This window comes from Pseudoalteromonas sp. S2721 (assembly GCF_005887425.1).
GTDB lineage: Bacteria > Pseudomonadota > Gammaproteobacteria > Enterobacterales > Alteromonadaceae > Pseudoalteromonas > Pseudoalteromonas simplex.
The window spans coordinates 1-26,727 of the sequence record NZ_PNCZ01000005.1 but is presented as its reverse complement, the minus strand read 5'-3'; the positions used below and the strand labels follow the sequence as shown (position 1 = coordinate 26,727).

General features: G+C 42.8%; 22 protein-coding genes. 10 read left to right on the top strand and 12 right to left on the bottom strand.

Features of this window, described 5'->3' with window-relative positions; all coding sequences use genetic code 11:
- Positions 1 to 236: 236 nt before the first annotated feature.
- The 4 genes from CWC02_RS01490 to CWC02_RS01475 all read left to right on the top strand — a co-directional run bounded on the left by CWC02_RS01490 (position 237) and on the right by CWC02_RS01475 (position 6,572).
- Positions 237 to 3,185: a TonB-dependent receptor gene (locus CWC02_RS01490; protein WP_249364066.1), complete on the top strand. Its 2,949-nt coding sequence runs from the start codon at positions 237 to 239 to the stop codon at positions 3,183 to 3,185.
- A gap of 89 nt (positions 3,186 to 3,274) precedes the next feature.
- Complete coding sequence (locus CWC02_RS01485; protein WP_138616059.1) at positions 3,275 to 4,816, top strand: tryptophan halogenase family protein; 1,542 nt, start codon at positions 3,275 to 3,277, stop codon at positions 4,814 to 4,816.
- A gap of 20 nt (positions 4,817 to 4,836) precedes the next feature.
- Complete coding sequence (locus tag CWC02_RS01480) at positions 4,837 to 5,562, top strand: SapC family protein (RefSeq protein ID WP_138616057.1); 726 nt, start codon at positions 4,837 to 4,839, stop codon at positions 5,560 to 5,562.
- Complete coding sequence (locus CWC02_RS01475) at positions 5,547 to 6,572, top strand: cupin-like domain-containing protein (protein WP_138600372.1); 1,026 nt, start codon at positions 5,547 to 5,549, stop codon at positions 6,570 to 6,572. The genes CWC02_RS01480 and CWC02_RS01475 overlap by 16 nt, the downstream gene beginning before the upstream one ends.
- Positions 6,573 to 6,692: 120 nt before the next feature.
- Here CWC02_RS01475 and CWC02_RS01470 read toward each other — a convergent pair whose 3' ends face one another.
- From CWC02_RS01470 to CWC02_RS01460, 3 genes are all read right to left on the bottom strand, one after another.
- Positions 6,693 to 6,935 (bottom strand): hypothetical protein, encoded by a 243-nt coding sequence (locus tag CWC02_RS01470; protein ID WP_138600370.1) that lies wholly within the window; start codon positions 6,933 to 6,935, stop codon positions 6,693 to 6,695.
- Positions 6,926 to 9,388 carry a glycoside hydrolase family 3 protein gene (locus tag CWC02_RS01465; protein WP_502705391.1) on the bottom strand — a complete coding sequence of 821 codons (2,463 nt, stop codon included), beginning with the start codon at positions 9,386 to 9,388 and terminating at the stop codon, positions 6,926 to 6,928. Before CWC02_RS01465 ends, CWC02_RS01470 begins: the two co-directional genes overlap by 10 nt.
- A gap of 63 nt (positions 9,389 to 9,451) precedes the next feature.
- Positions 9,452 to 10,711 carry a sugar MFS transporter gene (locus CWC02_RS01460; RefSeq protein WP_138616053.1) on the bottom strand — a complete coding sequence of 420 codons (1,260 nt, stop codon included), beginning with the start codon at positions 10,709 to 10,711 and terminating at the stop codon, positions 9,452 to 9,454.
- 231 nt (positions 10,712 to 10,942) lie between these two features.
- Between CWC02_RS01460 and CWC02_RS01455 the strand changes: the two genes are divergently transcribed.
- The 3 genes from CWC02_RS01455 to CWC02_RS01445 are packed head-to-tail and all read left to right on the top strand — an operon-like array spanning position 10,943 to position 14,647.
- Positions 10,943 to 12,271: a GH1 family beta-glucosidase gene (locus tag CWC02_RS01455; protein WP_138616051.1), complete on the top strand. Its 1,329-nt coding sequence runs from the start codon at positions 10,943 to 10,945 to the stop codon at positions 12,269 to 12,271.
- A gap of 24 nt (positions 12,272 to 12,295) precedes the next feature.
- Entirely contained in the window at positions 12,296 to 13,627 is a 1,332-nt protein-coding gene (locus CWC02_RS01450; protein WP_138616049.1) for a glycoside-pentoside-hexuronide (GPH):cation symporter, read from the top strand.
- Positions 13,628 to 13,648: 21 nt separating this feature from the next.
- Positions 13,649 to 14,647 carry a LacI family DNA-binding transcriptional regulator gene (locus CWC02_RS01445; RefSeq protein ID WP_138600360.1) on the top strand — a complete coding sequence of 333 codons (999 nt, stop codon included), beginning with the start codon at positions 13,649 to 13,651 and terminating at the stop codon, positions 14,645 to 14,647.
- On the opposite strand, the gene CWC02_RS01440 is transcribed toward CWC02_RS01445, so the two are convergent.
- From CWC02_RS01440 to CWC02_RS01420, 5 genes are read right to left on the bottom strand one after another with little or no spacing between them, the layout of a single operon-like run.
- Positions 14,634 to 16,601, bottom strand: coding sequence for a response regulator (locus tag CWC02_RS01440; protein ID WP_138616047.1), 1,968 nt, complete (start codon positions 16,599 to 16,601; stop codon positions 14,634 to 14,636). The genes CWC02_RS01445 and CWC02_RS01440 overlap by 14 nt on opposite strands.
- Before the next feature lie 50 nt (positions 16,602 to 16,651).
- Positions 16,652 to 17,113, bottom strand: a complete 462-nt coding sequence (locus CWC02_RS01435) for a response regulator (protein WP_054552609.1) — start codon at positions 17,111 to 17,113, stop codon at positions 16,652 to 16,654.
- On the bottom strand, positions 17,113 to 18,591 hold the full coding sequence (locus CWC02_RS01430; protein ID WP_138600356.1) for a sensor histidine kinase: 1,479 nt from the start codon (positions 18,589 to 18,591) through the stop codon (positions 17,113 to 17,115). The genes CWC02_RS01435 and CWC02_RS01430 overlap by 1 nt, the downstream gene beginning before the upstream one ends.
- 22 nt (positions 18,592 to 18,613) lie before the next feature.
- Positions 18,614 to 18,823, bottom strand: coding sequence for a histidine kinase (locus CWC02_RS01425; RefSeq protein ID WP_054552611.1), 210 nt, complete (start codon positions 18,821 to 18,823; stop codon positions 18,614 to 18,616).
- Between the two features lie 12 nt (positions 18,824 to 18,835).
- The gene (locus tag CWC02_RS01420) at positions 18,836 to 20,176 is read right to left on the bottom strand and encodes a sigma-54-dependent transcriptional regulator (RefSeq protein WP_054552612.1); all 1,341 of its coding nucleotides are present in this window, start codon (positions 20,174 to 20,176) and stop codon (positions 18,836 to 18,838) included.
- Positions 20,177 to 20,392: 216 nt separating this feature from the next.
- Between CWC02_RS01420 and CWC02_RS01415 the strand changes: the two genes are divergently transcribed.
- Positions 20,393 to 20,905: an NUDIX hydrolase gene (locus CWC02_RS01415; RefSeq protein ID WP_138616045.1), complete on the top strand. Its 513-nt coding sequence runs from the start codon at positions 20,393 to 20,395 to the stop codon at positions 20,903 to 20,905.
- 80 nt (positions 20,906 to 20,985) lie between these two features.
- A complete protein-coding gene (locus tag CWC02_RS01410) occupies positions 20,986 to 21,519 on the top strand; it encodes a cytochrome b (RefSeq protein ID WP_138616043.1) in 534 nt (177 codons plus the stop codon).
- 7 nt (positions 21,520 to 21,526) lie between these two features.
- On the opposite strand, the gene CWC02_RS01405 is transcribed toward CWC02_RS01410, so the two are convergent.
- The 3 genes from CWC02_RS01405 to CWC02_RS01395 are packed head-to-tail and all read right to left on the bottom strand — an operon-like array spanning position 21,527 to position 23,671.
- Positions 21,527 to 22,021: a YgjV family protein gene (locus tag CWC02_RS01405; RefSeq protein ID WP_138616041.1), complete on the bottom strand. Its 495-nt coding sequence runs from the start codon at positions 22,019 to 22,021 to the stop codon at positions 21,527 to 21,529.
- Positions 22,022 to 22,070: 49 nt separating this feature from the next.
- The gene (locus tag CWC02_RS01400) at positions 22,071 to 22,637 is read right to left on the bottom strand and encodes a Crp/Fnr family transcriptional regulator (RefSeq protein ID WP_138616039.1); all 567 of its coding nucleotides are present in this window, start codon (positions 22,635 to 22,637) and stop codon (positions 22,071 to 22,073) included.
- Positions 22,634 to 23,671 (bottom strand): NAD(P)H-dependent flavin oxidoreductase, encoded by a 1,038-nt coding sequence (locus CWC02_RS01395; RefSeq protein ID WP_138616037.1) that lies wholly within the window; start codon positions 23,669 to 23,671, stop codon positions 22,634 to 22,636. Before CWC02_RS01395 ends, CWC02_RS01400 begins: the two co-directional genes overlap by 4 nt.
- 166 nt (positions 23,672 to 23,837) lie before the next feature.
- On the opposite strand from CWC02_RS01395, the gene CWC02_RS01390 reads away from it, so the two are divergent.
- The gene (locus CWC02_RS01390; protein WP_138616074.1) at positions 23,838 to 25,214 is read left to right on the top strand and encodes an NAD-dependent succinate-semialdehyde dehydrogenase; all 1,377 of its coding nucleotides are present in this window, start codon (positions 23,838 to 23,840) and stop codon (positions 25,212 to 25,214) included.
- A gap of 245 nt (positions 25,215 to 25,459) precedes the next feature.
- On the opposite strand, the gene CWC02_RS01385 is transcribed toward CWC02_RS01390, so the two are convergent.
- Positions 25,460 to 26,542 carry an endonuclease/exonuclease/phosphatase family protein gene (locus CWC02_RS01385; RefSeq protein WP_138616035.1) on the bottom strand — a complete coding sequence of 361 codons (1,083 nt, stop codon included), beginning with the start codon at positions 26,540 to 26,542 and terminating at the stop codon, positions 25,460 to 25,462.
- Positions 26,543 to 26,727 lie beyond the last annotated feature (185 nt).

Genomic DNA, 26,727 nt, shown 5'->3' with positions numbered 1-26,727 from the left:
AATTTCGTACCTAAAATAAGTAAACTCATTGGTAGAATATTTCCCATAATAACATAAACATAGATATTACCTTTCACTATAAGCGTTATTTATGTTGACGATTGTTTTACTTTCTAATAACTTAATGTAAGCGGTTACATTTTAAAAATCGGGTTCGGCGATTTTTTTTGGAAAGAAATGTAAGCGCTTACAAAAATAGACAACAACATAAAATAAAACCAAATCTGGAGATTTGCATGAACCACACACTTTTCAAGAAAAAGCAGCTTGCTATTAGCCTGTCTATGGCAATGGGTTTAAGCGCGCTAGTTCCTCACTCAGCTGTCGCCGAAGAACAGCCCGACAAAGCAAGTGATATTGAAGTAATACAAGTATCAGGTATTCGCGGAAGCTTAGTAAAATCAATGGATATCAAGCGTCAATCTGCGGGGGTTGTTGATGCAATTACCTCTGAAGACATTGGTAAATTCCCTGATACCAACCTAGCTGAATCTTTGCAACGTATTACCGGTGTGTCTATTGACCGTAGTAATGGTGAAGGTAGCAAAATTACGGTTCGTGGTTTTGGCCCTGAATTTAACTTAGTAACCCTTAACAATCGCCAAATGCCAACAACTGGCGGTCGTTCATTTGATTTTGGTGACATCGCAACAGAAAGTGTGAGCGGTGTTGAAGTATATAAAACAGCGCGTTCTGATATCCCTAGCGGTGGTATTGGTGCAACAGTTAATATCACTACAGCTAAACCACTTTCTAATCCTGGTTTGCACGCTTCGATTGGTGCAAAAGCAGTTCACGACACATCAAACGAAACAGGTGATGATTTAACCCCTGAGCTTTCAGGTATCTACAGCAACACATTCAACGATGACAAATTCGGGATTTTAATTTCAGGCTCAGTTCAAGAACGTGATAACCGCGAACAATCAATGGCAGTTGATAACTGGATCCCAAATGTTGATATTTCATCGTCTCCTGATTTAGCACTGACAGATAACAACCAGCGCGCTGATGGCGCAACCTGGTATCCGCAAAATGCTGGTTATGCGTTTTCAGATAATTCACGTAAACGTACCAATGGTCAACTTGTGCTGCAATACGCACCGAATGACCGCATTACTGCAACCGTTGATTACACTTACTCAAAACTCGAGTTTGAAAAAGATGGCCGTAGCTTTGGTGTATGGTTCAATAATGGTGGTAACGTCAGCGCAGCAACTATCAATGAAAAAGGTACTTACACACAGGTAACTGAAATTGGTGGTGACTACTCTACAAACTTAAACCGTGGTGCAACAACCAACGAAAATAAATCGCTTGGTTTAAACATTGATTGGCAAGTAACAGATAATTTAAACATTGAGTTTGATGCGCATAACTCATCGGCTGAAAGTGCCGGTGTAGGTATTGGCCACGATGCGTTTATGATCATTGGTAACACATCATGTTCATGGTGTGAAAACCCAACGGTTAATATCGACGAAAAAATGGCTGACTTTAGCCAAGGCGAAATTCCGCTTATTGATATGACCTTAACCAATGGCCAAGCAGAAATTTTACCGAGCGATATGGGAACCCTTTTCGCCGGTGTAAATAAAGATACCAACACTAACGATCTTGACCAATACCAGTTAAAAGGTACGTGGTATAACGAAGACAGCGGTGCCCTATCGAGCATTAACTTTGGTGTATCACACACTAAAATCGATTTCCGTACGACAACTGCCTACTCAGGTCAGCTTGCTGCTGGTTGGTGGTTGAACTCTGCCGATTGGTACGATGACAGCATGTTCACTCGTGTCGACAGCTCAGGTTTACTTGATGGCTTCTCTGGTGGTGGTAGCGATAAGTTATTAAATTACTACTACGATGCTGATTTTGATGAGATTGTCGCGATTGCCGAAAGCATTGACTGTGATCATCCTGATGGCGGTATTGGCGCATGTAGCTGGCCTGCTGATGTAAACGGCATGGTGCAAGCGGGTCCAATCGATGACGACCACCGTGTAAGCGAAGAAACAACGGCGGTATACGCACAAGCTAACTTCGAAACAGAATTTAACGGTATGCCAGTGAACATCACTGCGGGTTTACGTTACGAATCAACAGATGTTACAGCAAACAGCTTAGAGCGCCCTGCTGTTGCAATGGAATGGGTTAACGGTAACGAATGGTCTTACATTTACGCTGATGAACGCTCATTCTCAAACGGTGAAGGTAGTAGCAAAGAGTTTCTACCTAGCATCGATATGAATATCGAAGTAGTTGAAGACGTTATTGCACGTTTCTCTTACAGCCGCAGCCTTGCTCGTCCTCCTGTAGGCGCGCTTCGCTCAACAACGTCATTCTTAGGTAACCCGAAAGTGGGTCAACGTAAAGTGGCTGTGGGTAACCCGAACTTAAAACCTTATACTTCAGATAATATCGACCTATCACTTGAATACTACTACGGTGAAGGCAGCTATATGTCTGCAGGTTACTATCGTAAGCAAGTTGATAACTTCCTTGTAAATATCACAACCGAAGAGACGATTGACGGTATTACAGACCCATTCATCGGTGATCGTGCTGAGCAAGCGCGTGACGATTTAGCGGCAGCGGGTGAGCAACCATCTGATCAAGCAATTCACGATAAGATCAACGAAAACCAAGGCACAGAAGAAGGCACACCTATCGTTGGTAACGATACAGATCCTCTAGCAAACTTCTTCGTATCGCGTGATAACAACGTTGAAACAGCAAATCTATGGGGCTGGGAACTAGCAGCGCAACATATGTTTGGTGATTCTGGCTTTGGTATTGCCGCTAACGCGACTTTCGTATTTGGTGATGTTGAAGCAGACCGAGATGCTATCGGCTATCAATTTGCCCTACCGGGTTTAAGTGATTCAGCTAACTTCTCTGCGATTTATGATTTAAATGGTTTATCGGCTCGTATTTCTTATAACTGGCGTGATGAGTTCTTAACAGGCTTTGACCAACATGCTTCACCTATCTTTACTGAGTCTTATGGCCAGTGGGATATCAACGTGAACTATTCAGTTAACGAGAACCTAACTGTGTTTGTTGAAGGCCTTAACCTGACAGATGAAACGCAACGTACTTACGTTCGTTACTCTGAGCAGCTGTTACGTGCAAACCAATACGGTGCGCGCTACAACATCGGCTTCCGCTACTCGTTCTAGCATTTTGTTGTCAAAAAGCCGCTCAACAGCGGCTTTTTTTTTCGTATTTATGCTAGTTTGTCTACATAGCATTTGAGATGGCCTTAAACATGCAAAAGAATGAAGTAAAAAAAGTCGTCATTTTAGGTGGTGGTTCTGCAGGTTGGTTATCCGCAGGTTTAATTGCTGCCCAGCCCCATTTAACTCACAACGCACAGATCACCCTGATTGAGTCGCCCGATATTGCCACCATTGGTGTTGGTGAAGGCACTTGGCCAACCATGCGACAAACCTTAAAAACCATCGGCATTAGCGAAAGTGAATTTATTCAACGCTGTGATGCATCTTTTAAACAAGGTTCACGCTTTGATGGCTGGTGCGACGATGAAGGCGACGCACATTATTACCACCCGTTCAGCTTACCGGTAGCATATCAGCAATTAAATATTGCACCTTACTGGTTTGCCAACAAAGATGCCGTGAGTTTCAGCCACGCAGTGGCAAGCCAAACCTACTTATGCGATCACCATAAAGCACCGAAAAACCACTTGCATAGCGCCTATCAAGGTGAAGCAAACTATGGCTATCATTTAGATGCCGGTAAGTTTGCCATGCTGCTACAACAGCACTGCACGACCAAGCTAAACGTTGAGCATATCGTCAGTCATGTTGAATGCATCAATAGTGATGAAGATGGCTATATTAGTTCATTGCAAACCCGCGATCATGGCACTATTGCGGGTGATTTATTTATTGATTGCTCTGGCACCCACGCAAAGCTGTTACATCAACATTACGGGATAGAACTAATTGAGCAACACGATGTGTTATTTAACGATCGAGCCGTTGCCGTACAGGTGCCCTATTTAAACCCGCAGCAAGAGGTCCTTTCTTATACCAAAGCCACTGCGCAAGATGCCGGTTGGATTTGGGATATCGGCTTACAAAGCCGCCGTGGTCTAGGTATGGTGTACTCAAGTCGTTTTGCCAATAGCGAAGATGCGAAACAAGCGCTTAGCCAGTACATTGCAAAAACCCAGCCTGGCACAGCACAAAATGAACTGATATTTCGTGAAATTAGTTTTACGCCCGGCTATAGACGCCGTTTTTGGTATAAAAACTGTTTAGCTATTGGTATGTCTGCAGGCTTTATTGAACCACTTGAAGCCTCAGCGTTAGTCATGGTGGAGCTTGGCCTTAATAACTTACTTGCTAATTTCCCAACACATCGTGCTGCAATGCCGACACTGGCAAAACGTTTTGATGAGCAGTGCCATTATCGCTGGAAACGTATCATTGAGTTTTTAAAGCTGCATTATGTGTTGTCAAAGCGCACAAGCCCTTATTGGCAAGCTCATAAAGAGGCAAACTCAATTCCTCTGCAACTTCAAGAAAACTTAGCACTTTGGCGATATCAAAGTCCGTGGTTAAACGACTTTGACCGTGCTCAAGAGGTCTTCTCTGCAGCCAGTTACCAGTATGTACTTTATGGAATGAAGCAATTGCCACAGTTTCCTGTACTTGCAATGCCTGCGGCAATTATTGAGCATTTTAGTGCTAACCAACAACAAGCCAAACGCGGATTACAACAACTACCCACTAACCGCGAGCTGTTAAATCATATTCAGCAATTTGGTATACAACCTATTTAATCTCAGTATTAGGAGGCCCAATGGCCAATCATGTCTTACTTGATAACATCAGCCATAAAGACCTAAAAGTGATCACCACACGCGGTGCTAACTGGGGCGACAATATTAGCTGCGCTACCGTATTTCCAAGTGAGTTTGCTAAAGTTCAAGCAAATCAACCTATCGTATTTCGTAAGCACCCACAAACAGGTCAATTCGAAGCCCTCGCTTTATTTGGTTTTGAAAATGGTGAGAACTTGCTGCTAAACGAGCAAGGCGAATTGCAACTGAGTTACTTACCGCTAAGTATGCAGCGCCAGCCATTTTTAATTGGCCAACAAACCCAGTATAACAACGGTATTCCTGAGCAATCTCTGGTGGTACATATTGATTTAGACAGCCCACGCATAAGCACACATGATGGCGAAGCCATTTTCCTTGAACATGGTGGAAATAGCGAATACTTAAATCATATTGCTCAAGTACTTAACGCGTTACATCAAGAACACCAAACAATTAATCTGTTTTTTGAGCGTTTGCTTAGCGTTAATTTACTCGAAGCTTTCAGTATTGAATATGCAGATAAAAATGGCGAAAAAGTCACAGTAAGCGGCTTTTATACTATTAACCAACAGGTGCTAAACGGCTTAACCGCTGAACAGCTTAAGCAGTTACAACAGCAAGGTGACCTACAGGCTATTTATATGGTGCTGGCATCAATGGAGCACATTCCTCATTTGCTTAATAAAAAATGGGCTCAGCAGTAATGTTTGCGGCTGCGCCAATAAAAGAATGCCAGGCTTCAAGCATTGCTGATCTAAAAGTGTTTTTAGCTGAGCAAACTGAACCACTGGTCATAAGAGATCTCTGCGTTGATTGGCCCCAAGTCATGGCAGCTAAACAAAGTTCTAAAAACGCCTTAGACTACCTTTTAGGGCTTGCCAATAACGCCCCAGTACGCAGTTTTAGCAGCCAAGCAATTCATCAGGGACGCTATTTTTATAACGCTGATTTCTCAGGGCTTAATTTCTCACAGCACGCCGATAACCTAGTTTCTGTGCTGCAAAAATTAGCACGTTCAATCACACAAACCGACAGTGATTCACTGTATATGGGCTCTACTGCTGTGGAGTATTGCGCTCCGGGCTTTAGTGTTAAAAACCCATTAACAGTGACCGATTATAACTGCTTAACCAGCCTCTGGGTGGGAAATCATAGTCAGATTGCCGCTCACTATGACAACGCCGATAACCTAGCTTGTGTTGCTGCGGGTAAGCGTACCTTTACTCTGTTGCCAACTGATCAGGTCAATAATCTTTACGTTGGTCCACTCGAATTTACACCCGCTGGGCAAGCGGTTAGCTTGGTTGATTTTAATAACCCCGATTTCAACCGTTTTCCACGTTTTAAAGAGGCTATAGCAAAGACGCAATCGGCAACTCTTGGCCCTGGCGACGCTATTTATATTCCAGCGCTTTGGTGGCATCAGGTTAGCGCAACCAGTCCGTTTAATGTGTTGGTGAACTATTGGTGGCGACAAGCCCCAGAGTATTTAGCAAACCCATTTGATGCCATGCTGCACAGTATGCTGGCAATTAAAGACTTGCCAAGCGAGCATAAACAAAAATGGCAGAAACTCTTTAATCATTATGTGTTTGCTGATGATGTGGATTTAGCAAGCCACGTTGCTGAGCCTGCGCAAGGGATATTAGCGGATATCGACGAACTAACGGCCAGAAGAATAAGGCAGCTATTACTACAAAAACTCAACCGATAGAATGAACCAAAAGCCAGCGAATGCAACGAGTTCGGCGAAGCATCTGCAGGCTCTTGGTTCATAATTCACTTATAGCAATCCGCTTAAATAAGTACTATTGCGGATTGTTCTTACCCTTTATTAGTGCTGCTGATGGCTGTGTTGTTGCACAGCCGATACCTGTTTCACTATTTTTACTACATTGAAAAACACGTACGTAATCCACCAGCATTTGCTTAGGATAACCGGCAAAATCAACACTTTGTCATCTTGCCAAACTAACTGCCAGCCTTCTCCTAGGCTGGCTTTGACAGGCGCTGGGGTTTGCTGACAGGCACTAAGCGCACCTGTTAGCAAAATAACAGCATACGATTTTACTGACATGAGACTGTTGCGTCCTCGCTGTGCGCGCTCGTTACTGATAGTTTAGCAATTGATACTTGCCATGCACCTTCAGTGGCTAATTGCCAAGGCGAGAATACTTGCCCAAGCTGCACACCTTGCTCTGCAAAGCAGCTCAAATCTACCGTTAGTGTTTGCCAATCATTTACTGCTTTAAGCTGTTTGCTAATATCAAATTGGCCGTCACAGTTTTCACCACATTGCATACCTAGCATTAGCGGCGCATCAGCAGCTTGGTCTACCTTAATCTGCATTTGCAGTTGACCCGCTTTTTCAACGTATGAACGTAAATCCGATGGGAACGCAGCCATTAAACGAACCGCAGCCGCTTCTTTACCATTAAAGCTGATTGCGCGCGCATCTTCTTGTACGTCTTTATCAAAGGTTTTTACGCTAACAGCGTTAAGGGCTGCACGGCTACTGGTCATGGCTTGTTGCTCAGAACCACTTTGTAGTTGCAGTGACCACGGTGCTTTTACGGCACGTTCAAATAATACTAAGTCTTCTAATTTAGCGGCAACTTGTGATTTTTCGCTAAGGTCATCTGCTAATGTATTTTTATCTTGGAAAGTTAAACCAAAGCCATAAGGTAATAGTGGCGCGTAATCTTTATCACCACGGTTTTGGTTACCTACCGGGTTATTTGGCCACGAGAACGATAACTTACCTTTAAAGTCATGATTGATAGAACCATCTTGCTTTTTAAAGATAACATCGCTGATTGCATCACCTTCACTGCCTGGTAACCAAGTTGCGACAAACGCATCACTAGCATTCAGCTCTGCATTCACCCACATTGGGCGGCCACTAATAAATAGCGACACCACAGGAATACCGGCATTTTTTAGCTTTTTAAGCAGGGCTAAATCAGTTTTATTACCACGTTGGTATTCAAGGTTATCTAAATCACCATTACCTTCTGCATACGGCTGTTCACCAAACACCACAATCGCGACATCTGGCTTAGATTCAAATTCGCCATTCACATTGTATTGAACCTGACCTCCTGCTTGCTCAACTGTATTTTTGATCCCATCAAAAATTGAAGAGCCACCCGGGAAGTCACTATTTTCGTTACCTGTACCCTGCCATGTGATTGTCCAGCCACCTGACTGCATACCAATGTTATCTGCGCCCTGGCCGGCAACTAATACATTTGCATTTGCTGATAGCGGTAACAACTGTTGTTTATTTTTCAGTAGTACTAGTGATTCACGGACTGCTTGTTTTGCAACTGCGCGATGTTCTGCACTACCAATGATCTCTGTTTTACCTGAAAGCGGACGCTTGGCAGGGCTTGGCTTATCAAACAAACCTGCGCGCATTTTTACACGTAAGATACGTGTTACTGCATCATCGATACGGCTTTGTGCAATTTCGCCACTTTTAACTTGCTTAATAAGGTTTTCGTAAAGTGGTTTCCATGCATCTGTCGGTACCATGTACACATCAAGACCCGCATTTGCAGCCTGCGCACAGTTGCCATTAGTACAACCCGGAATTTGACCGTGGCCGTTCCAGTCACCAACAACAAAACCATCAAAACCCATTTTATCTTTTAGCACGTCGGTAAGTAGGTATTTACTGCCATGAATTTTCTCACCATTCCAGCTGTTGAATGACGCCATTACGGTTTGCGCCCCCGCACCTAAGCCGCCTACATAACCTTGCGCATGAATATCAAATAACTCTTGCTCAGACGCCGTGTTATTACCTTGGTCATCACCGCCTTCTGTGCCGCCATCACCTAAAAAGTGTTTAACCGTACTGATCACACGTTTATCAGATAAAAAGTCGTCATCAACCGCACCTTGCAACCCCTTAACAATGGCTGCTGAATACGCTTTTACAATTTCAGGGTCTTCAGAATAGCCTTCATAAGTTCGGCCCCAACGGTCGTCACGAACAACAGCCACAGTTGGTGCAAATACCCAGTCGATACCAGTTACCATCACTTCTTGCGCGGTAGCGGCGGCAATTTTTTCGATTAACTCAGGGTTGTTTGTTGCACCTAAACCAATGTTATGTGGAAATAATGTCGCACCAATTACGTTATTGTGACCATGCACGGCATCGGTACCCCACATAGTCGGAATTGAGCTGCCATCGAGCGAGTCATCAATTGAGGCTTGATACATTTTTTCAGCAAGATCAATCCAATCTGCAGCGCTGGCATGTTTATCATTATTAGGGAATGCGCCACCGCCATTGAGGTAAGAACCAAAGCCGTATTTACGCATATCTTCAACGGTTATATCGCGAATTTCTGGCTGGATCATTTGCGCAATTTTTTGCTCAAGGGTCATATTTGCCAGCATTTTCGCAATTTGTGCTTCCATTTCTGGATTTGCTGCAATGCCCGTTTCGATATTTGGCCAAATTTCTTGCTCAGTGCTCACGTTGGTCACCTTATCTTGTCCAGTACAACCTAGCATGCTGACGCTTGCCATCATTAACGAACAGAGAGTGAATGTTTTTTTCAATTTCATTTTTTGCACCTATGAAGTCTGAGTTGATACTTTTGAGCCAACCAGCGCAAAGTAAGTAATATATAAATAACAGGCGATTGGTAAGAATAACGCCATTTGCACGCCAATAGAATCTGCTAATACGCCTTGTAGTAATGGAATAATCGCTCCCCCTACAATCGCTAAACATAAAATGCCAGAGCCTTTTGAGGTGTATTTGCCAAGGCCGTGTAAAGCAAGGCTAAAAATGGTTGGGAACATAATCGAGTTACATAATCCCACAAGCAAAATTGCCCACATAGCAAGGCTGCCCTCACCCGTCATAGCAATCAATACTAACAATACCGCCAACAAGCCATGGCATGCCAACACCTTGCCTGCATTAAATTTCTGCATTACAACTGCACCAATAAAACGGCCAACCATGGCTCCTGCAAAGTAGTAGCTAATATAATGCGCAGCTTCATTTTCTGGTAAACCAGCAATGTTATCTAGGGTCAAAAAGCCCACCAAAAAGCTACCAATCGCCACTTCTGCGCCCACATACACAAAAATACCTACAGCACCTAAAATGAGGTGGCGGTAACGCCAAACACTGCCTAAATCAACAAAATCTTCTAAATCTTGATGTGCCGCTTCGCTATCACTTTCTTTACCTAGTTTTGGCAGTTTTAAAAATGCAAAGATAACCGCAAGTACCAACAAGCTTAACGACAACATTAAATAAGGGAGTTTCACTTCTTCTGCGGTGGCTTGACTAACCTCAGATAGAATTAACCAACCACCAAAAATTGGCGCAACCGTGGTTCCTAACGAGTTAAATGCTTGTGTCATAGTCAAACGCGAAGATGCTGTTTTTTGCGGACCAAGTACACTTACATAAGGATTGGCAGATACTTGTAAAATCGTGATGCCCGAGGCAAGGACAAACAAGGCTAGTAAAAATAATTCGTACACATGGGCAACCGCAGCTGGGTAAAACAGCGCACACCCCACGGCTGCGACCAATAAGCCAACCACGATACCAAACTGGTAGCCAATACGACTGACCAACTTTCCAGCAGGGATCGACATCACAAAATACGCACCAAAGAAGCAAAATTGAATGAGCATAGCCTGCGTATAGTTAAGTGAAAACATACCTTTTAAATAAGGGATTAAAATGTCATTCAGACAGGTTATGAATCCCCACATAAAAAATAATGTGGTCAATGATGCCAGCGCAAAGTGCTGCTTAGGCATATCTGCTTGGCTTGCAGCAGCCGACACAGGGGTTGAAACATGAGCCATAATTTTCTTCTCTAGTTAATTATATTTATCAGTTTGTTACAGCAAGGTTTAATACTTAATCACTAACAGCAAATAGCGAAATATGTTGCAACATTAAATGTAAGCGCTTACATTTATAACATATAAATCATATTTAGCAATTTATTTGCAGAAAAATTGTAAGCGCTTACAACTGAGTCTAAGCTCTAATTTACCAAGCCTTACACTTAACCCGAAGGACGAGTATCTACTGTGTATAAATCAATTTCACTGTTACCAGATTCATCTTTACTCAAGCCCGAGTTCACGTTCGGTGTGGCAACAGCTTCATTCCAGATTGAAGGGGCACGCGATAAGCGCCTTGATTGTATCTGGGATACATTTTGCGAAAAGCCTGGCGCTATTGCTGACCAAAGCCATGGCGATGTAGCTTGTGACCATGTTGCACGTTGGCAGCAAGATGTCGAGATGATTGCAGATTTGGCTGTCGATGCTTACCGCTTATCTATTTCGTGGCCAAGGGTCATGCAGCAAGATGGCTCGGTTAACGAGCAAGGTATGGCGTTTTATGTTCAGTTATTAACGGCTTTAAAAGCGCGTAACATTAAAACCTATGTCACCTTATATCACTGGGATTTACCTCAATACCTTGAAGATAATGGCGGCTGGTTAAATCGCGAAACAGCCTATAAATTTAAAGACTATGCCGAACTTGTTACTCAACATTTAGGCCATTTGGTTGATTCATTCGCCACCTTGAACGAACCATTTTGTAGCGCTTATTTAGGCTATGAAGTGGGTGTACATGCACCTGGCATAAAATCACAACAAGCTGGCCGACAAGCAGCGCACCACTTACTACTCGCCCACGGCCTTGCTATGCAAGTATTACGTAAAAACTGCCCAAGCACAGAAGCAGGTATCGTATTAAACTTCAGCCCAACGTATCCTTTAACCGAAGATGATAAAAAAGCCGCAGAGCTTGCTGATCAATACCACAATCAATGGTATATCAAAGCGGTTTTAGAAGGTGCTTACCCCTCTTTAATGGATGATTTAGCAGATGAAGTTAAACCAATTATTATTGCTGGCGATATGGCAATTATTCGTCAAGCCGTCGACTTTATTGGCGTTAACTATTATACCCGCATACACTACAAAAATACCGCTGATGGCTGGTTTGAAGAAGCAAACCTTGCGGATGTTCGTGTTACCGATATGGGCTGGGAAGTTTATCCTCAAGGCTTAACTGAGCTTTTAGTATCATTGCATCAGCAATATGATTTACCAAAAATGTACATTACCGAAAATGGCGCAGCCATGGCCGATACATTAGAAAATGGTGAAGTGAACGACATAGAACGCGTAGATTATTATCACACTCATTTAAATGCAGTGTGTGATGCAATTCGCCAAGGCGTCGATATTCAAGGCTACTTTGCGTGGAGCTTAATGGACAACTTTGAGTGGGCCTATGGCTACGAAAAGCGCTTTGGGTTAGTTTATATTGACTACCAAAGCCAACAACGCATTTTAAAAGAAAGCGCAAAACAATATCGCGCGCTACTCAAACAGCGATAAAAATAACAACAATCGAGAACACACATGCTGACAAAAAGAGAAAAAATAGCCTACGGATTAGGCGACACAGCAAGTAATATCATCTTTCAAACGGTGATGTTATTTTTAACTTTTTTCTATACTGATATCTTTGGTATTTCACCCGCGATTGTTGGCACCTTGTTTTTGGTGGTGAGAGTCGTTGATGCCATCACCGACCCATTAATGGGAGCCTTAACCGATTCAACTCGCACTAGGTGGGGAAGCTATCGCCCCTACTTACTCTGGCTCGCTTTACCATTTGGGGTGATCAGCATGATCACCTTCACCACGCCAGACTTGCCTGAGTCAGGCAAAGTCATTTACGCCTTTGTCACTTACACTTTGCTGATGCTGGTGTACACCGCGATTAACATTCCTTACTCAGCGTTAGGTGGGGTATTAAGTGGCGACCCTAAAGAGCGAGTATCCATTCAATCTTATCGCTTTGTGTTTGGTATGCTGGGCGGCTTAATTGTCAGTGCCTGTACTTTGCCTTTGGTAAACTGGCTTGGCAAAGGTGATAACGCCACGGGCTACCAACTCACTATGGCCCTGATGAGCGGCTTAGGTGTGATCTTATTTTTGATTTGTTTTCGCTTTACCAAAGAGCGCGTAGCTGCTCATAACAGCTCATCGTTGAGCTGGAAAACCCGTATGAACACGCTATGGCAAAATGGCCCATTTAAAGTGTTGTGCTTTGCTGCATTTATGCTGTTAACCAGTATGGTACTGCGCACCACCCTTGCCATTTACTATGTAAAATATGTACTTGGTGAAGCCGAGCTGGTCACCTACTTTGTTACCATCGGCATGATAGGTAATATTCTGGGCTGTGCCTGTGCAAACCCTCTTAGTAAACGCGTTGATAAGAAAACTGCCTATATTCGTTTGCAATACATCTCTGCAGCAATTAGTTGTGTGGCGTTTTGGTTGCCGGGCGAACAACTGATACTTGCCTTTGCGGTGTACTTTTTGTGGTGTTTTTTCACGCAAATGGCAACTCCGTTACTGTGGGCAAAAATGGCCGACACCATAGATTATGGGCAATGGAAAACCGGTGAAAGGCTAACAGGCCTAGTCTACGCAAGCGTGGTCTTTTTTATTAAGCTTGGCCTTGCTCTTGGCGGTGCCATTGCAGGTTGGTTATTGGCATTTTATGGCTATGAAGCCAATACCGAACTCAGTGAACACACGCTCTCGGGTATCTTAATTTCATTTACCCTTTACCCAGCAATAGGTAGTATGCTTGTCGCATTTATCATGAAAAGGTATATTCTTGACAATCAAACGGTTGAGCGGATCAGTGCCGATTTATCGTTAAAAAAGCATCCATAACTTTGTTTAAAAAGGAATAACATGGCCACCATTTACGAGGTGTCGAAACTTGCAGGCGTTTCTCTTGCAACCGTTTCGCGAGTAATGAACAACAATGCAAATGTCAGTGATGCAACACGTAAAAAGGTCACTGCCGCAATGGATGAGCTTGGCTATAGACCTAACTCAATTGCTCAGTCACTGGCATCAAATTGCTCGAACAGTGTTGGTCTACTGGTCTCTGAATTACAAGGTCCATTTTACGGGCCTATGATGAGCGGCATTGAAAATACCTTTCGTAATCAAGGCAAACACCTGATTATTGCTGCAGGTCACAGTGATGAAGAACGAGAAAAACAAGGGATTGAATTTTTAATTAGCCGTAACTGCGATGCGCTTATTTTGCATGTTGAAGCTGTCAGCGACGACTACCTAATTAAACTTAGCAAAGGCCGTACTCCGTTTGTACTAATCAACCGCTATATCAGCGAACTCAGTGACCGCTGCATTTTGCTTAATAATATTAAAGGCGGTTATCTAGCGACTAAACATGTTCTAGAACAAGGTCATAAAGACATTGCCTACATCAGTGGACCAGCTTGGAAGCAAGATGCCAAAGACCGCCTAGAAGGCCACAAACAAGCGCTGGCTGAGTTTAACCTTGAGTTTGATGAAAACCTCTTATTTCAAGGTGATTTCATGGAAGCGAGCGGTTACGAGGGGTTAAAAGCGCTTCATCAACAAACGCATCCATTCACGGCGCTTATCTGTGCTAATGATGAAATGGCAGTGGGTGCCATGGCAAGCGCACGCGATTTAGGGCTAACGTTACCTAAGCAATTGTCGATTATGGGCTACGATAACGTGTTTTTCACCCGTCACGTTTACCCACAATTAACCACCATTAATTACCCCATAAATGAAATGGGCCGCATGGCTGCTGACTGGGTATTAAACCAAGTTTATCAAAAACAAACACCGCCGTTACAAACGCTATTTGAACCTGAACTTGTAGTCAGGCATTCAATTAGTCAGCAATAAGCTCGGATAACAAGCCAAGATTAATCGGTTTTAACAGCACTTGTTCTATATCAAGTTGTTTAATTCTTTCTGGCTCTGGTTCGGCGCCACTTACAATGACTAATTTTAAGTCGGGGTGGCGCTGTTTAATTTCTTTTGCTAAATCTAGCCCTCCACCATCAGGCAAATGCATATCCAGTAATACTTTAGCAAAATTTTGGTCGTCACTCAGTGTCTCAAGACAAGCGGCACAACTTGGCGCTATGACAGTTTCAACACCTAAGCTTTCAAGCAATAATTGGGTAATCTGTGCCGCATCACTGTCGTCTTCAACCAATAAATAACGCGTGCTTTGGTTGGTCATTTCAGGGCTGTCGTCTTGCTCAACCACAGGTGCAGTATTGCCTTCGCAAATATAATGATTAAGCACTTGGTAAAGCAACCCAGAATCAACCGGCTTGGCAATCATATCGTTAAAACCCAGCGCGCTTAACTCAGTTTTCACCCCTTTCATGGTGGCTGCAGTAAGCGCGATAATTGGCCCTTGATAACCTATTTTACGAAGTTCAATAGTGGCTTCTTTACCGCCCATAACCGGCATATGCAAATCAATAAAAACAATATCAAAAGGCTCACCCGCTTGTTCTGCACTAGCGACTTTCTCAATAGCTTGTTTACCGTGTTCTGCGTATTCCACTTCAGCACCGGTCATAGTGATCATATGACCTACTAGGTTACGTAAATCTTTTAAGTCGTCGACCACTAATACCCGACCACTGGTTTCAAGGGTGGCTAATTTTTGTTGGCAATCTGGGTTTGAATCAAAACGCAGTACTTGGCGCTCAACATCACGAATGTTGCCCGGGTAGATAGAAAGGGTAAATTCTGAGCCCACGCCTTGCGTAGACTCAAGCTCAATTGAGCCTTGCATTCGACTAAGTAGCTCAGAACAAATGGCGAGGCCAAGCCCTGCTCCACCCACATCTCGGGATTCTACATCGGCAATTTGTTCAAATGGTTTAAAGATCAAAGCTTGTTTTTCGGCTGGGATTCCAAGACCTGTGTCTTTAATACTAAAAAACAGCATTTCGCGCTCATTAACCCAAGCAGTCCAAGCACGCACTGTGATCTCGCCTTGGTTAGTAAACTTAATTGCATTGTTGATGATGTTAATTAGGATTTGGCGTAACCGCGTCGCGTCTGTGTTGACAACTAAAGGTAAGGCTTGCTGAGATTCAAATTTAAGTGTTAAGCCTTTATCAACGGCTGAGACGCGCATTAAGGTATATACGTCCGCCATTAGGCTATCTAAATTGACATCACTGCAATTGAGCTCAAGTTTATCAGCAGCAATTTTTGATAGGTCGAGCACGTCATTAAGTAAGCTCAGTAGATGCTTACCATTTCGGTAAATCACACCCAGCTCGTTTTGGGCATGCTGGTTCTTACCACTTTGCATTAGTAACTCGGTATAACCCAAGATGGATGACAGGGGCGTACGTAACTCATGGCTTAAATGCGCCAAAAAACGGTCTTTAGAACGGTTTTCTGCTTCAGCTTTTAAGCGTTCAACACGCTCATCTTCAACATCTCGTCGTGCTAACGCATAACGAATAGCGCGGGCAAAACGGCTAGAGTTCATCTCGTTTTTAACAAGGTAATCAACCGCACCGGCATCAAGCGCTGCAGAATCGAGTGCTTCATCTGATTGCCCGGTAAGCATGATAATCGGACCGCGAAAACCATTATCAACGGCCCGTTTTAGCACTTCGAGACCATCAGAGGCACCTAAACGATAATCTAACAAACAAATATCATGCTTGTTTTCGCTCAGCACACTGATGGCCTGTTCAGGGCAACTTAACCACTCAACATCGAATGTATGGGAACCTAATTGCTCTAGGTAGTCGCAAGTAAGAATATAATCGTCTTCGTCGTCTTCTACTAAGAGTAATCGGGTTACCTTATCTAACATTGTTATTCCTTATAGCAATTTGCTTAATAAAATATTATCGCAAATTGGAATTAATCGTTCTGTGGTGTTGGCAGCTCTACAAACTCTACCCAGTATTTCCCTAATGTTTGCATTAACTCGACTAAACCTTCAAAAGTAACTGGCTTAGTAATGTATGATGCAGCCCCTAAGTCGTAGCCTTTAACCATATCTTCTTCTTGTTTTGATGTAGTTAAAATCACCACCGGAATACCCTTCAAGTTAGGGTTAGCTTTGATTGCTTGTAAAGCTTCACGGCCGTCCATACGCGGCATATTCAAATCGAGTAAAATCAAGCCCGGGCGCGGTGAGCTTTCTTTTTCACTAAATTTGCCTTTACGCTCAAGGTATTCAAGCAGTTCTACACCGTCTTCAACAAAAAACAACTCGTTTAATACACGGCTTTCGGCCAATGCATCTTGGGTTAATAAACGATCATCTTCGTCGTCATCAGCCATTAAAATGGTTATTGGTTTAACTTTATTAAGTGGCATTACGCCTCTCCTTGTAGTGTGAAAAGCGATGTTTCCACGGGTAATTTAAGAGTGAAGCTTGCACCCTCACCAACGTGACTACTTGCTGTTATTTCTCCGCCATGGCGCTCCACAATACGGCGACAAACCGATAGTCCTATGCCTGTGCCTTTGTATTGCGAACGGCCATGTAACCGCTGGAACGGAACAAATATTTTTTCTAGGTATTCTTCTGAAAAGCCAATTCCGTTATCTGAAATTGTAATAACTTCCCACTCTACATCAGTGTGATGAACTTCGCTAAATTCTGAAATTCGCTGATATGCAATATCAATGACAGGCGCAACATTCTCACGTCTAAACTTTACTGCATTCGACAGAATGTTTAAGAACAACTGTAGCATTTGACTCGGGTCTGCTTGAATATGCGGTAAGGTATCGAGGTTAACCGTGGTCTCAGATTCTTTTATTGCGATTTCAAGATCATCAAGTACCTCTGCAACGACTTCATTCAAATCTGTATCAACAAAGTCCTTACCACGAGTGGTTACGCGTGAGAATTCAAGTAGGTCATTGATTAAATTAGACATACGCTGAGCGGCATTTTTCATACGATTAATGTAATCAACCCCTTTTTCGCCGAGCTCATCTTTAAACATCTTTTCAAGGCGGTCACTGAAGGCTTGAATCTTACGCAGTGGTTCTTGTAAATCATGACTTGCAACAAAGGCAAAGTCTTCAAGCTCTCTATTTGAGCGACTTAGCTCATCTGAATAGATGGTTAACTCTTGCGTACGTTCTGCAACCTTTGCCGCCAAGTTTTCGTTTTGTTTTTCAAGGTCAGCTCGGTACTTAGCTTGATTGCGTATGTTGATACGGGTTAACACAAACATACCAATAAGCAGTAAAGCACTTGTCACTGCAGTAATCGCAAATGTTAACTTCGCTTCGTTTTTAATTTGTGAGAGCTTTGCAAACTGCTCTATTTTAAAATTAAGCTCACGCATTTGAATTTCATCAACTCCAGCGCGAATATCTTTATATAAATCACGACCTTGGTCTGTTAATAACAAGCGGCGAGCTTTCACGTCTTTATTTGCAAGAGCCAGATCGGTGGTTTTAGTCATCACTGCGACTTTATCGTTTACTAAATGAATTAAACGAGCAATGCGGTCTGCTTGACCGGGAATTTCTGAATGCAAGCTTTTCACAAGCATGATCTGCGCTTGCATTGAAGCGATAGCATCATTGTAAGGCAGTAAATAATCTTCTCGGTCACTAAGAAGATAACCTCGCTGACCTGACTCAGCCTGTACTACAGATAAATGTAGCCGCTCTATTGCAGTATTAAGTGAGTTAGTATTATCAAGACTACTTTGTGTTTCTGTTAGAGAGCGAATGCTATTGAGGGCTAAAAAAGCATTCGCCACCACGATACACAGCACCACGGCAATAAAGCCAGCCCAACTGACCGCTATTTTTCCTTTTTGTTTTTGCATTTGCTTCCCAATCAATGAGTGCTCAATCTGCTGCGTGAGTGTCACTTATTTCTTGTAAGTGTTCACTGCACTGCTGACAGTTTGTAATTATTTTATCTAATGCCTCGAGCGCTTTTTGCTTAGGCATATCATTTTCTAATACGAGCTTAACTAACTCTGCATTCATCGAAATACGGTTTAGCGGTGCACGAGCATCGTGCACCATTTTTCGTAAAGACTCGTTGTTACTCATAGCTATCCTTAGTTATTTGTATTCGCCAATGCCCCCATAAGCATTTAAACGGTTATAAAGTGTTTTCGTACTGATCCCCAGCATTTGCGCAGCAATCGTCTTATTACCTTGTACTTTATCTAAAGTCGCGTGGATCAATTCTTTTTCAACTTCTTCAATGGTTTGCCCTGCAACAACTTGGTTTGCTTGGCTCTCTTTATTCACTTTAGAAAACGGTGATTCTAACGAATCAGGTAAAGTAATAACGGAGCCTTTAGGGTCACTCATGATAAAGGCACGGTGTATAGCATGGCGAAGTTCACGCACGTTACCAGGCCAATCATGGGCCTCAAGTTCTTTGATTTGCGCTGCTTGCCATTTAAAGTCGGTGCCGTTTTCATCATTAAGCTGCTCTAAAAAAGCATTGGCAAGCAATGGAATATCTTCTTTGCGCTCACGAAGCGGTGGAATATCAATAGGGAATACCGCTAAACGAAAGTAAATGTCTTCACGAATAACATTATTTTGCGCAAGGTCGGTCAAGGTGCGGTTGGTTGCAGAAATAACGCGGCAATTTACCGCTTGCTCTTTGGTTCCACCCACTCGAGTTACTTTTTTACTTTCGAGTACACGTAGTAAGTTTGGCTGCATATCAATGGGCATTTCTGTCACTTCATCTAAAAACAAAGTACCACCAGCAGCTTGCTCAAACACCCCCTCTTTACGTGCAATAGCGCCTGTAAATGCGCCCTTTTCATGGCCGAAAAGTTCGCTACCAATCAGCTCTTTAGAAAATGCACCACAGTTAGTTGCTACTAAAGGGCCATCACACTCAGTGGCGTTGTGAATTGCCTGAGCAACCACTTCTTTACCAGCACCACTTTCCCCCATCAACATTACATTGGCAGAAGTTGCTGCAACACGCTCAATCATAGTGTAAAGCTTTTGCATCACCTCAGATTCACCAATTAAGGTGCCAAAGTGGCGCTTTATAGCTGGCGTTGCTTTTTTCTTAGGGCTTGCTTTTTTCGGGTTGAGTACCCGTTCTATATCTTCTCGTTGTAGTGGTTTGACTAGGTGACCAACATTAGGCTCACACATTTCAGCCAACTTACCCTTTACTGAAGGATGCCCTGAGATTAACGTAACACGAGGCGATTGACCGATTGCTTTTAAGTGCTCAAGCAAATGTAGACCGCTGCCATCTGGCAACATAAAATCTAAAAAAACATGGTCAAACGTGTTGTTTTCAAACCATTGCTCAGCTTCAGCAAGGTTCGCTGCGGTATTTATATTGTGCCCGAGGAACTCAACAATGTGACAAACTACATCACTAAACTCACTGTCATCATCAACTAAAAGTACGTTTAACATATTTATTCCATAAGCTTTTTTAATCATTCTACGCTTAGTTCCAATAAAAATAAAATAAAGCGCGTTAGATACTAATTGAATTCAAATTACGACCATATTACTGCATTTAGTTCCACTTTAGGGTAAAAAGTGAGAAAAATACTAGAAACGGGTTATTATTGCCTACTCAAAATTAAGCTGAGCTGTACTTATTTTAAGTTATTAAGTTGTAATCATATGAAGTTATTAAGAAAAGTTATTCACCTAAGTTTAGGAAACGACTACGGCACTGTATTTATTCGTAACACTGCCCGCGCCATTGTTTTAAAAGGTGAACAAATACTACTTTTATACACCGCTCGTTATGATGACTACAGTTTACCGGGTGGCGGGGTTGATAAAGGCGAAAGTATTGAGCAAGGGCTCCTGCGAGAACTTCATGAAGAAACTGGGGCATTACAAATTCAAATAAAGCAGCCTCTAGGATTATACGAAGAAGTGAGGCCTTGGTATAAAGACGACTTTGATTGTGTTCATATCAAATCCTATTGCTACTTCTGTGAAATTAGCGATGAATTTGCAGACCCAAAAATGGAGCACTACGAAGTGCAAAATGGCATGCAACCTAAGTGGGTGAATATATTTGATGCCATCGCACACAACGAAACCACCATGGCAATGAGTGAAAAACAGGGCTTATCGATTCAGCGCGAGACCTTTTTATTAAAGCTGATTGCTGACACTCTTTAAGTTTTTTACATTACTTTACGCAACCCTCAGCTATTGGGGCAGTCTATACTTATAATTAAAGCCAATTATGAGAGTCAACCATGAGTAAAGTAGCTGCCCTTTCTAAGCCAACCATCCTGTTACATTGGACCGTTGCCATTTTGTTTATCGGCGTATTTGCGATGGGCATTTATGTTGCTGATTTTGCCGAGCCACCCGCTAAATTTACTTATATGGGATGGCATAAATCAATGGGCTTAGTAGTATTAGTTTTTGCCATCGCAAGGCTTATTTGGCGCATAAAAGAAGGCGCATTACCTGCAACATCTGACATGCCTAAATGGCAAACCGTAATTGCTCACCTCACTCATGGCTTATTGTTACTTGCGACCCTAGCTATGCCGTTGTCTGGCTTTATCATGAGCTATGCGGGCGGCCGTGCAATTAGCTTCTTTGAGTTTGAGCTATTGAGCGCACCAGAGAAAACACCTTGGCTTGCTGATGCAGGCAGCTTAGTGCACCACAGTTCAGTGCTTATTATCGTAGTGATTTTAGCCTTGCACATTGCCGCAGCACTTAAACACCAGTTTGTTGACAAAGATGGCATGCTGAGCCGCATGTTAGGTAAGTCTTAAATCAGATTTAAGCGGGCTTAGGGTGAGCATAAAAGCGCCATAAGCCCACTAAATTACTTATTAAAAAAACCGTCTCCATAAGCACTGCCAATGGTGAAAAAACCAAGATGTTATGGACTATCCAGCCAATCGTGCCAACAATCATCAGCATGCGTAAGGTAAAGTCTTTGCCTTGGAATGAAGCGTAGGTTTGCAGTAATGTTGCCGACAGCGCGATAAAGCTCACCCAGCTATGCCAAGTAAATAGTACTGCGCTAATACTCAAAAGCATAAAAGCTATCATCACCCAGCTTTTGCGGGCAAAAATACAATAGCCATAACGCAGTGCAGCAATCAGCATTAAGCTTGCTGCACTAAAGTTTTCGAGCAACATAAAGTGCACAGATGTCAGTAAAACCGAGCTAAACAAACAAGCTAAAATTGCCTGTCTTTGTTTAAATTGAAAAGAAGCCAAATCGAGTAATGTGGCAATGGCAACTAGGCACTGAGATAAAATAAACATAACGACTCCTGAAAAATCAGCAGTGTAATGTTCACTGTTTTGCTACGCCTTAACTTAAGTTAAGACGCCGTCTAATTCGCGATAAAGAAATCGCAGAGATCCCTAAATACATAGCAACCTCGTTTAAACTCAGTTGTTCAAGCCAATGCGGTTTTTGTTCCAGTAAATATTGGTAACGCTGCTCAGGGGTATTGAGTAATAAAAACGCTTCTTTTGCTTCTTTAAACAATAATTGCTGACTAACTAACTGATGTTTAATTGCTTGCCAGTCGGCACTATCAAGTAAAACCAAAGGCACCTTAACAAGCTCAGCATCACGTATCACTTTGAGCTGGTAAAGCGCTGGGGTTTTGGCTAACCAGTTACCATATAGCAGTGCAAATTCATCTTGAAAGTAGAACTCTTTACACTTTTGCCCGCCTTGCGATGATGCATGTAATGCCCCAAGCACCCCAGATATAATTAAGTAACCTGCATCTTGTTCGTCCCCTTGTTGTAATAAAACATCACCTTTAGCGTAACGCTTTATGGCGCATTGCCCAGCAAGCTTGTTACGAAATTCACAGGCTAGTTGATGGTAACTATCACCAAGTGGAAGTAACTGGGTATCTATCAAGATTGCCAACCTTGCATTAGTAGTTTAGTCATTTGCTGAGCGTTTATACCTTCTCGAACCACAAAGCGCTCACCACACCAAAGCGGTGAAAAACCACTGTCACCTTTAGCCTCTGCTTTTGCACGTAATGCCGTCATCGCAATCGACGCATACGGAAAAGGCGGCGCTTGCTCTGGCATCGCCCCTAACTCTTGCATCACTCTGTTGCGTACTCCTCGTGCCGGGCGGCCAGAAAATAATGTCGTCAATTCTGTTGAGTCTGGCTCAGCCGTTTTTAACACTTCACGGTGTAAAGCACTTGTTGTTGCCTCTTCACAAAGTAAGTAAGCGCTCCCCACCTGCACTGCAGATACACCTAATGCTTGGTACTGAGCTACATCTTCTGCTGTGCAAATTCCACCTGCTGCAATAACGGCTATATCAAGCTCTACACATTCTCGCACCAATTGAACAGTGGTTGGTTGCAGCGATAAATCCATCGATAAAAAATGACCTCGGTGACCACCAGCTTCAATCCCTTGTGCGATAACCGCATCGGCACCATTTGCTTGTAACCAGCGCGCTTCATCTAACGTTGTGGCTGATGAAAGAACAGCCCCGCCCCACGCTTTAATCTGAGAAACAATCTCTTTACTGGGCAGGCCAAAATGAAAGCTCACAACGGCAGGCTTGTAAGGCGCGATAATATCGATCACTTGCTGATTAATTGGCTGGCGTGAAGCGTTACGGGTAAATTGTGAGGCATCGACAACAAACTCATCAAAATAAGGCTCAAGTACATTATGCCATGCAGTTTGCTGAGCCAGTGTATAGTCAGGTGTTTGGTGACAAAAGAAATTAAGGTTGTATGGCTTATCAGTATGCTGACTAATGTAATCAAGCTCTGAGACAAGCTGCTCAGCCGAGAGCATAGCGCAAGGTAACGAGCCAAGCCCCCCAGCTTCACACACAGCCACTGTCAGTTTGGCGTTTTGCACACCCGCCATTGGCGCTTGAATAATCGCAAGTTCGGTATTTAACACAGAATTTGTCATTACGTATTCCTTGTAAGTTTTGCAGCCTGTTGCAGTTTTTACAGAAAAAAGAGTACCTAGCCAAGGTTAAATTAAAATAAAAGGCAATAAAATCAGATGGCTACAATGGATAAAAATAGGTATTAGCCTTGCAAACCTTTTCCTACAATTTTGTAAGGAGATAATGATGACTGATACTGTAACTACAATCAATCCAGCCAATGAGCAAACCTTAAATACGTATAATTTATTGTCATTGCAACAAGCACAGAGTGAAGTTGACCAATGTCATCAAGCTTTTTTAAAGTGGCGCACCACATCCCATGAGCAGCGCGCTAAATTACTCAATCAACTTGCACAAGTAATTGAGTCTAATCAACAAGAGTTAGCCCAATTAATGACCGATGAAATGGGCAAGTTATATCAACAAGGCCTACAAGAAGTTGAGCTTTGCGCTGCAATTTGTCGCTATACCGCAGAGCAAGGGCCACAAGTGCTTGCTGATGAAAGCCGTGATATGCAAGACGGCCGTGCAATTATTAGCTACCAAGCAATCGGTGTCGTTTTAGGTATCCAACCTTGGAACTTCCCGCTTTATCAAGTCATTCGCTATGCTTGTGCGAATATCATGGCGGGTAATACCACGGTGCTAAAACATGCAGGCAATGTATTTGGCATGGCTGAAAAAATTGAGCAATTATTTATTCAAGCTGGCTTTGATGACTATTGCTTTAAAAACCTACTGATTGACGGTAAAACCGCAAGCAAACTTATTGAGCACTCAGCTATTCGAGGTGTGACATTTACTGGCAGTGACGAAACAGGCAAAAAAGTTGCTGAGCTTGCAGGTAAACAGGTTAAGAAAACCGTACTTGAGCTTGGCAGTAACGATGCCTATGTTGTACTCGATGATGCTGACTTAAATACGGCGATTACCGCATGTACGCAAGGGCGCTTGATCAATAACGGGCAAACCTGTGTTGCAGCAAAACGCTTTATTGTGGTTGATGCCTTATACGATGATTTTAAAGCCTTAATTAAAGAGCAATTTGAACAGGTTGTTCTTGGTGATCCGAATGATGAAAAAACCACACTCGGCCCAATGGCCCGTAAAGATTTACGCGATAAACTTCATCAGCAAGTGACTGATTCAGTAAATGCGGGTGCGAGCATTGTTACCGGCGGTAACGTTGCTGAGCACACAGGCTTTTATTACACCCCGACTCTGCTTGAAAACATTAAACCGGGCATGCCCGCCTATGATGATGAATTATTTGGCCCTGTAGCATCGCTTATCAGAGCAAAAGATAATGATGAGGCAATGCAAATTGCTAATGACTCTCGCTATGGTCTTGGTGGCGGTATTTTCTCAAAAGACGAACAAGCAGCCATTGAGCTTGCAAAGCACCATTTTGATACCGGCATGGTTAATATCAATGGCTATGGTCTTGCGCAGCCGAACTTACCATTTGGTGGTGTAAAAGACAGTGGCTATGGCCGTGAACACGGCGGCTTTGGGTTACGCGAATTTGTTAATATCAAAACCATTATGGTCAACGACTAACCACAAAAAGGGCTCATTAGAGCCCTTTTTATTACTAAAACGAATCACTTTTCATACCAATCCGCTTAATTAAGTAGTCTATTTTGAGGCAATAAAATATCGTTGATAACAAGGCAAAAATTTCGTTATTTAGTTGTGCTCGGCAATTGCTCCTGCATTGCTCTACCTTCTGCATCCATGCAGTCGTAAATGAGAAATTTTTAACGCAGTTAGCGACAGGTTTTATCCCTCAAAATGATTAAGTATTATTGCGGGTTGGTATTAAACATAGGCACTTGCTGCTTAGACGCTGCTGGCATTTTTAACTCATCCACTGCTTTTTCTTTATCAATCTGCTCTTGTTGTTTTTGATTGTCAGAATCGGGGTTATAAACAAGCTCAGTCAGCAGTGCAAAGTGATCAGAACCATATTTTGCCAAACGCTCAATACGCTTAACACTAAACTCATTACTATGAAAAAGGTGATCAAGTGGCCAGCGCATAAAGAAATAACTGGCATGAAACGTATTAAAAAAACCTCTCCCTTTACGTGGGTCTAACAAACCACTGATACGCATAAACAAGCGGGTACTACGCGACCATGCAACATCATTTAGATCACCGGCAACAATACAAGGTCGCTGTCTGTTTTTAAGTGCTTTCGCTAAGATTATCAACTCAGTATCACGAGGTCGTGAGCTGTCTTCTTCTGTGGGGCTCGGGGGAGCAGGATGAATAAAGTGCCCTTGTACTTCTACGCCATCTGCATCTTCGAACAAAATATGGATTGAGGGGATATCGCTTTCGATAAGCTCACAAACTTGCTGTTGTTTGATTCTAAACTTGCTGTACAAGTGCATGCCATAGCGATTATCTTTTGGGCAGTACACTCGATATGGGTACTCTTGTTCTAAACTGCTCAGTTTATTTTGCCAAGTTTGATCAGACTCTAACGTAATGAGGAAATCAGGTTGGTGCGTTTTGACTAAGCCAATGAGTTTGTCATATTCAGTGTTCGACATCAGTACATTTGCCGACATAATACGAATACTGTGATTAGCGGATATATTACTTGAGGCAACTTCTTTATTAGCGAGCCTTGTGTAAGGGTAAATCCAGCCGACTTGTAAAAGCAACACGACGATACTCGCCAGAGCACAACCAATATAAAGCGCGGAGCCCGTACGACTGATTAAATAGCTTGCAGCAATTAAACTCGCACAAGCAAGGTAAACCACTTGCAAGCGTACAAAGTCACAACTGCGAATTAAGTAATGTTGGGAATATGAAAATGGCAAGATTGAGACCACTAGCAGCATGGCCAATAGTGAACTCAATCCATAAGTCATGATCGATTCAAGCAAAATTAGCGACTCAAAATAGAAATAATTTCTCGGGTATCTTCCACTAAACGCACGACAGTATCGTCGACTTGAATTGAAATTAGACCATCTCTGTCTCGTGATTTAATCACTTTACCGCGGCGGTAAATATCACGGTCAAGAATATCGCCTTTGCGTAATTTCTTCTGCCA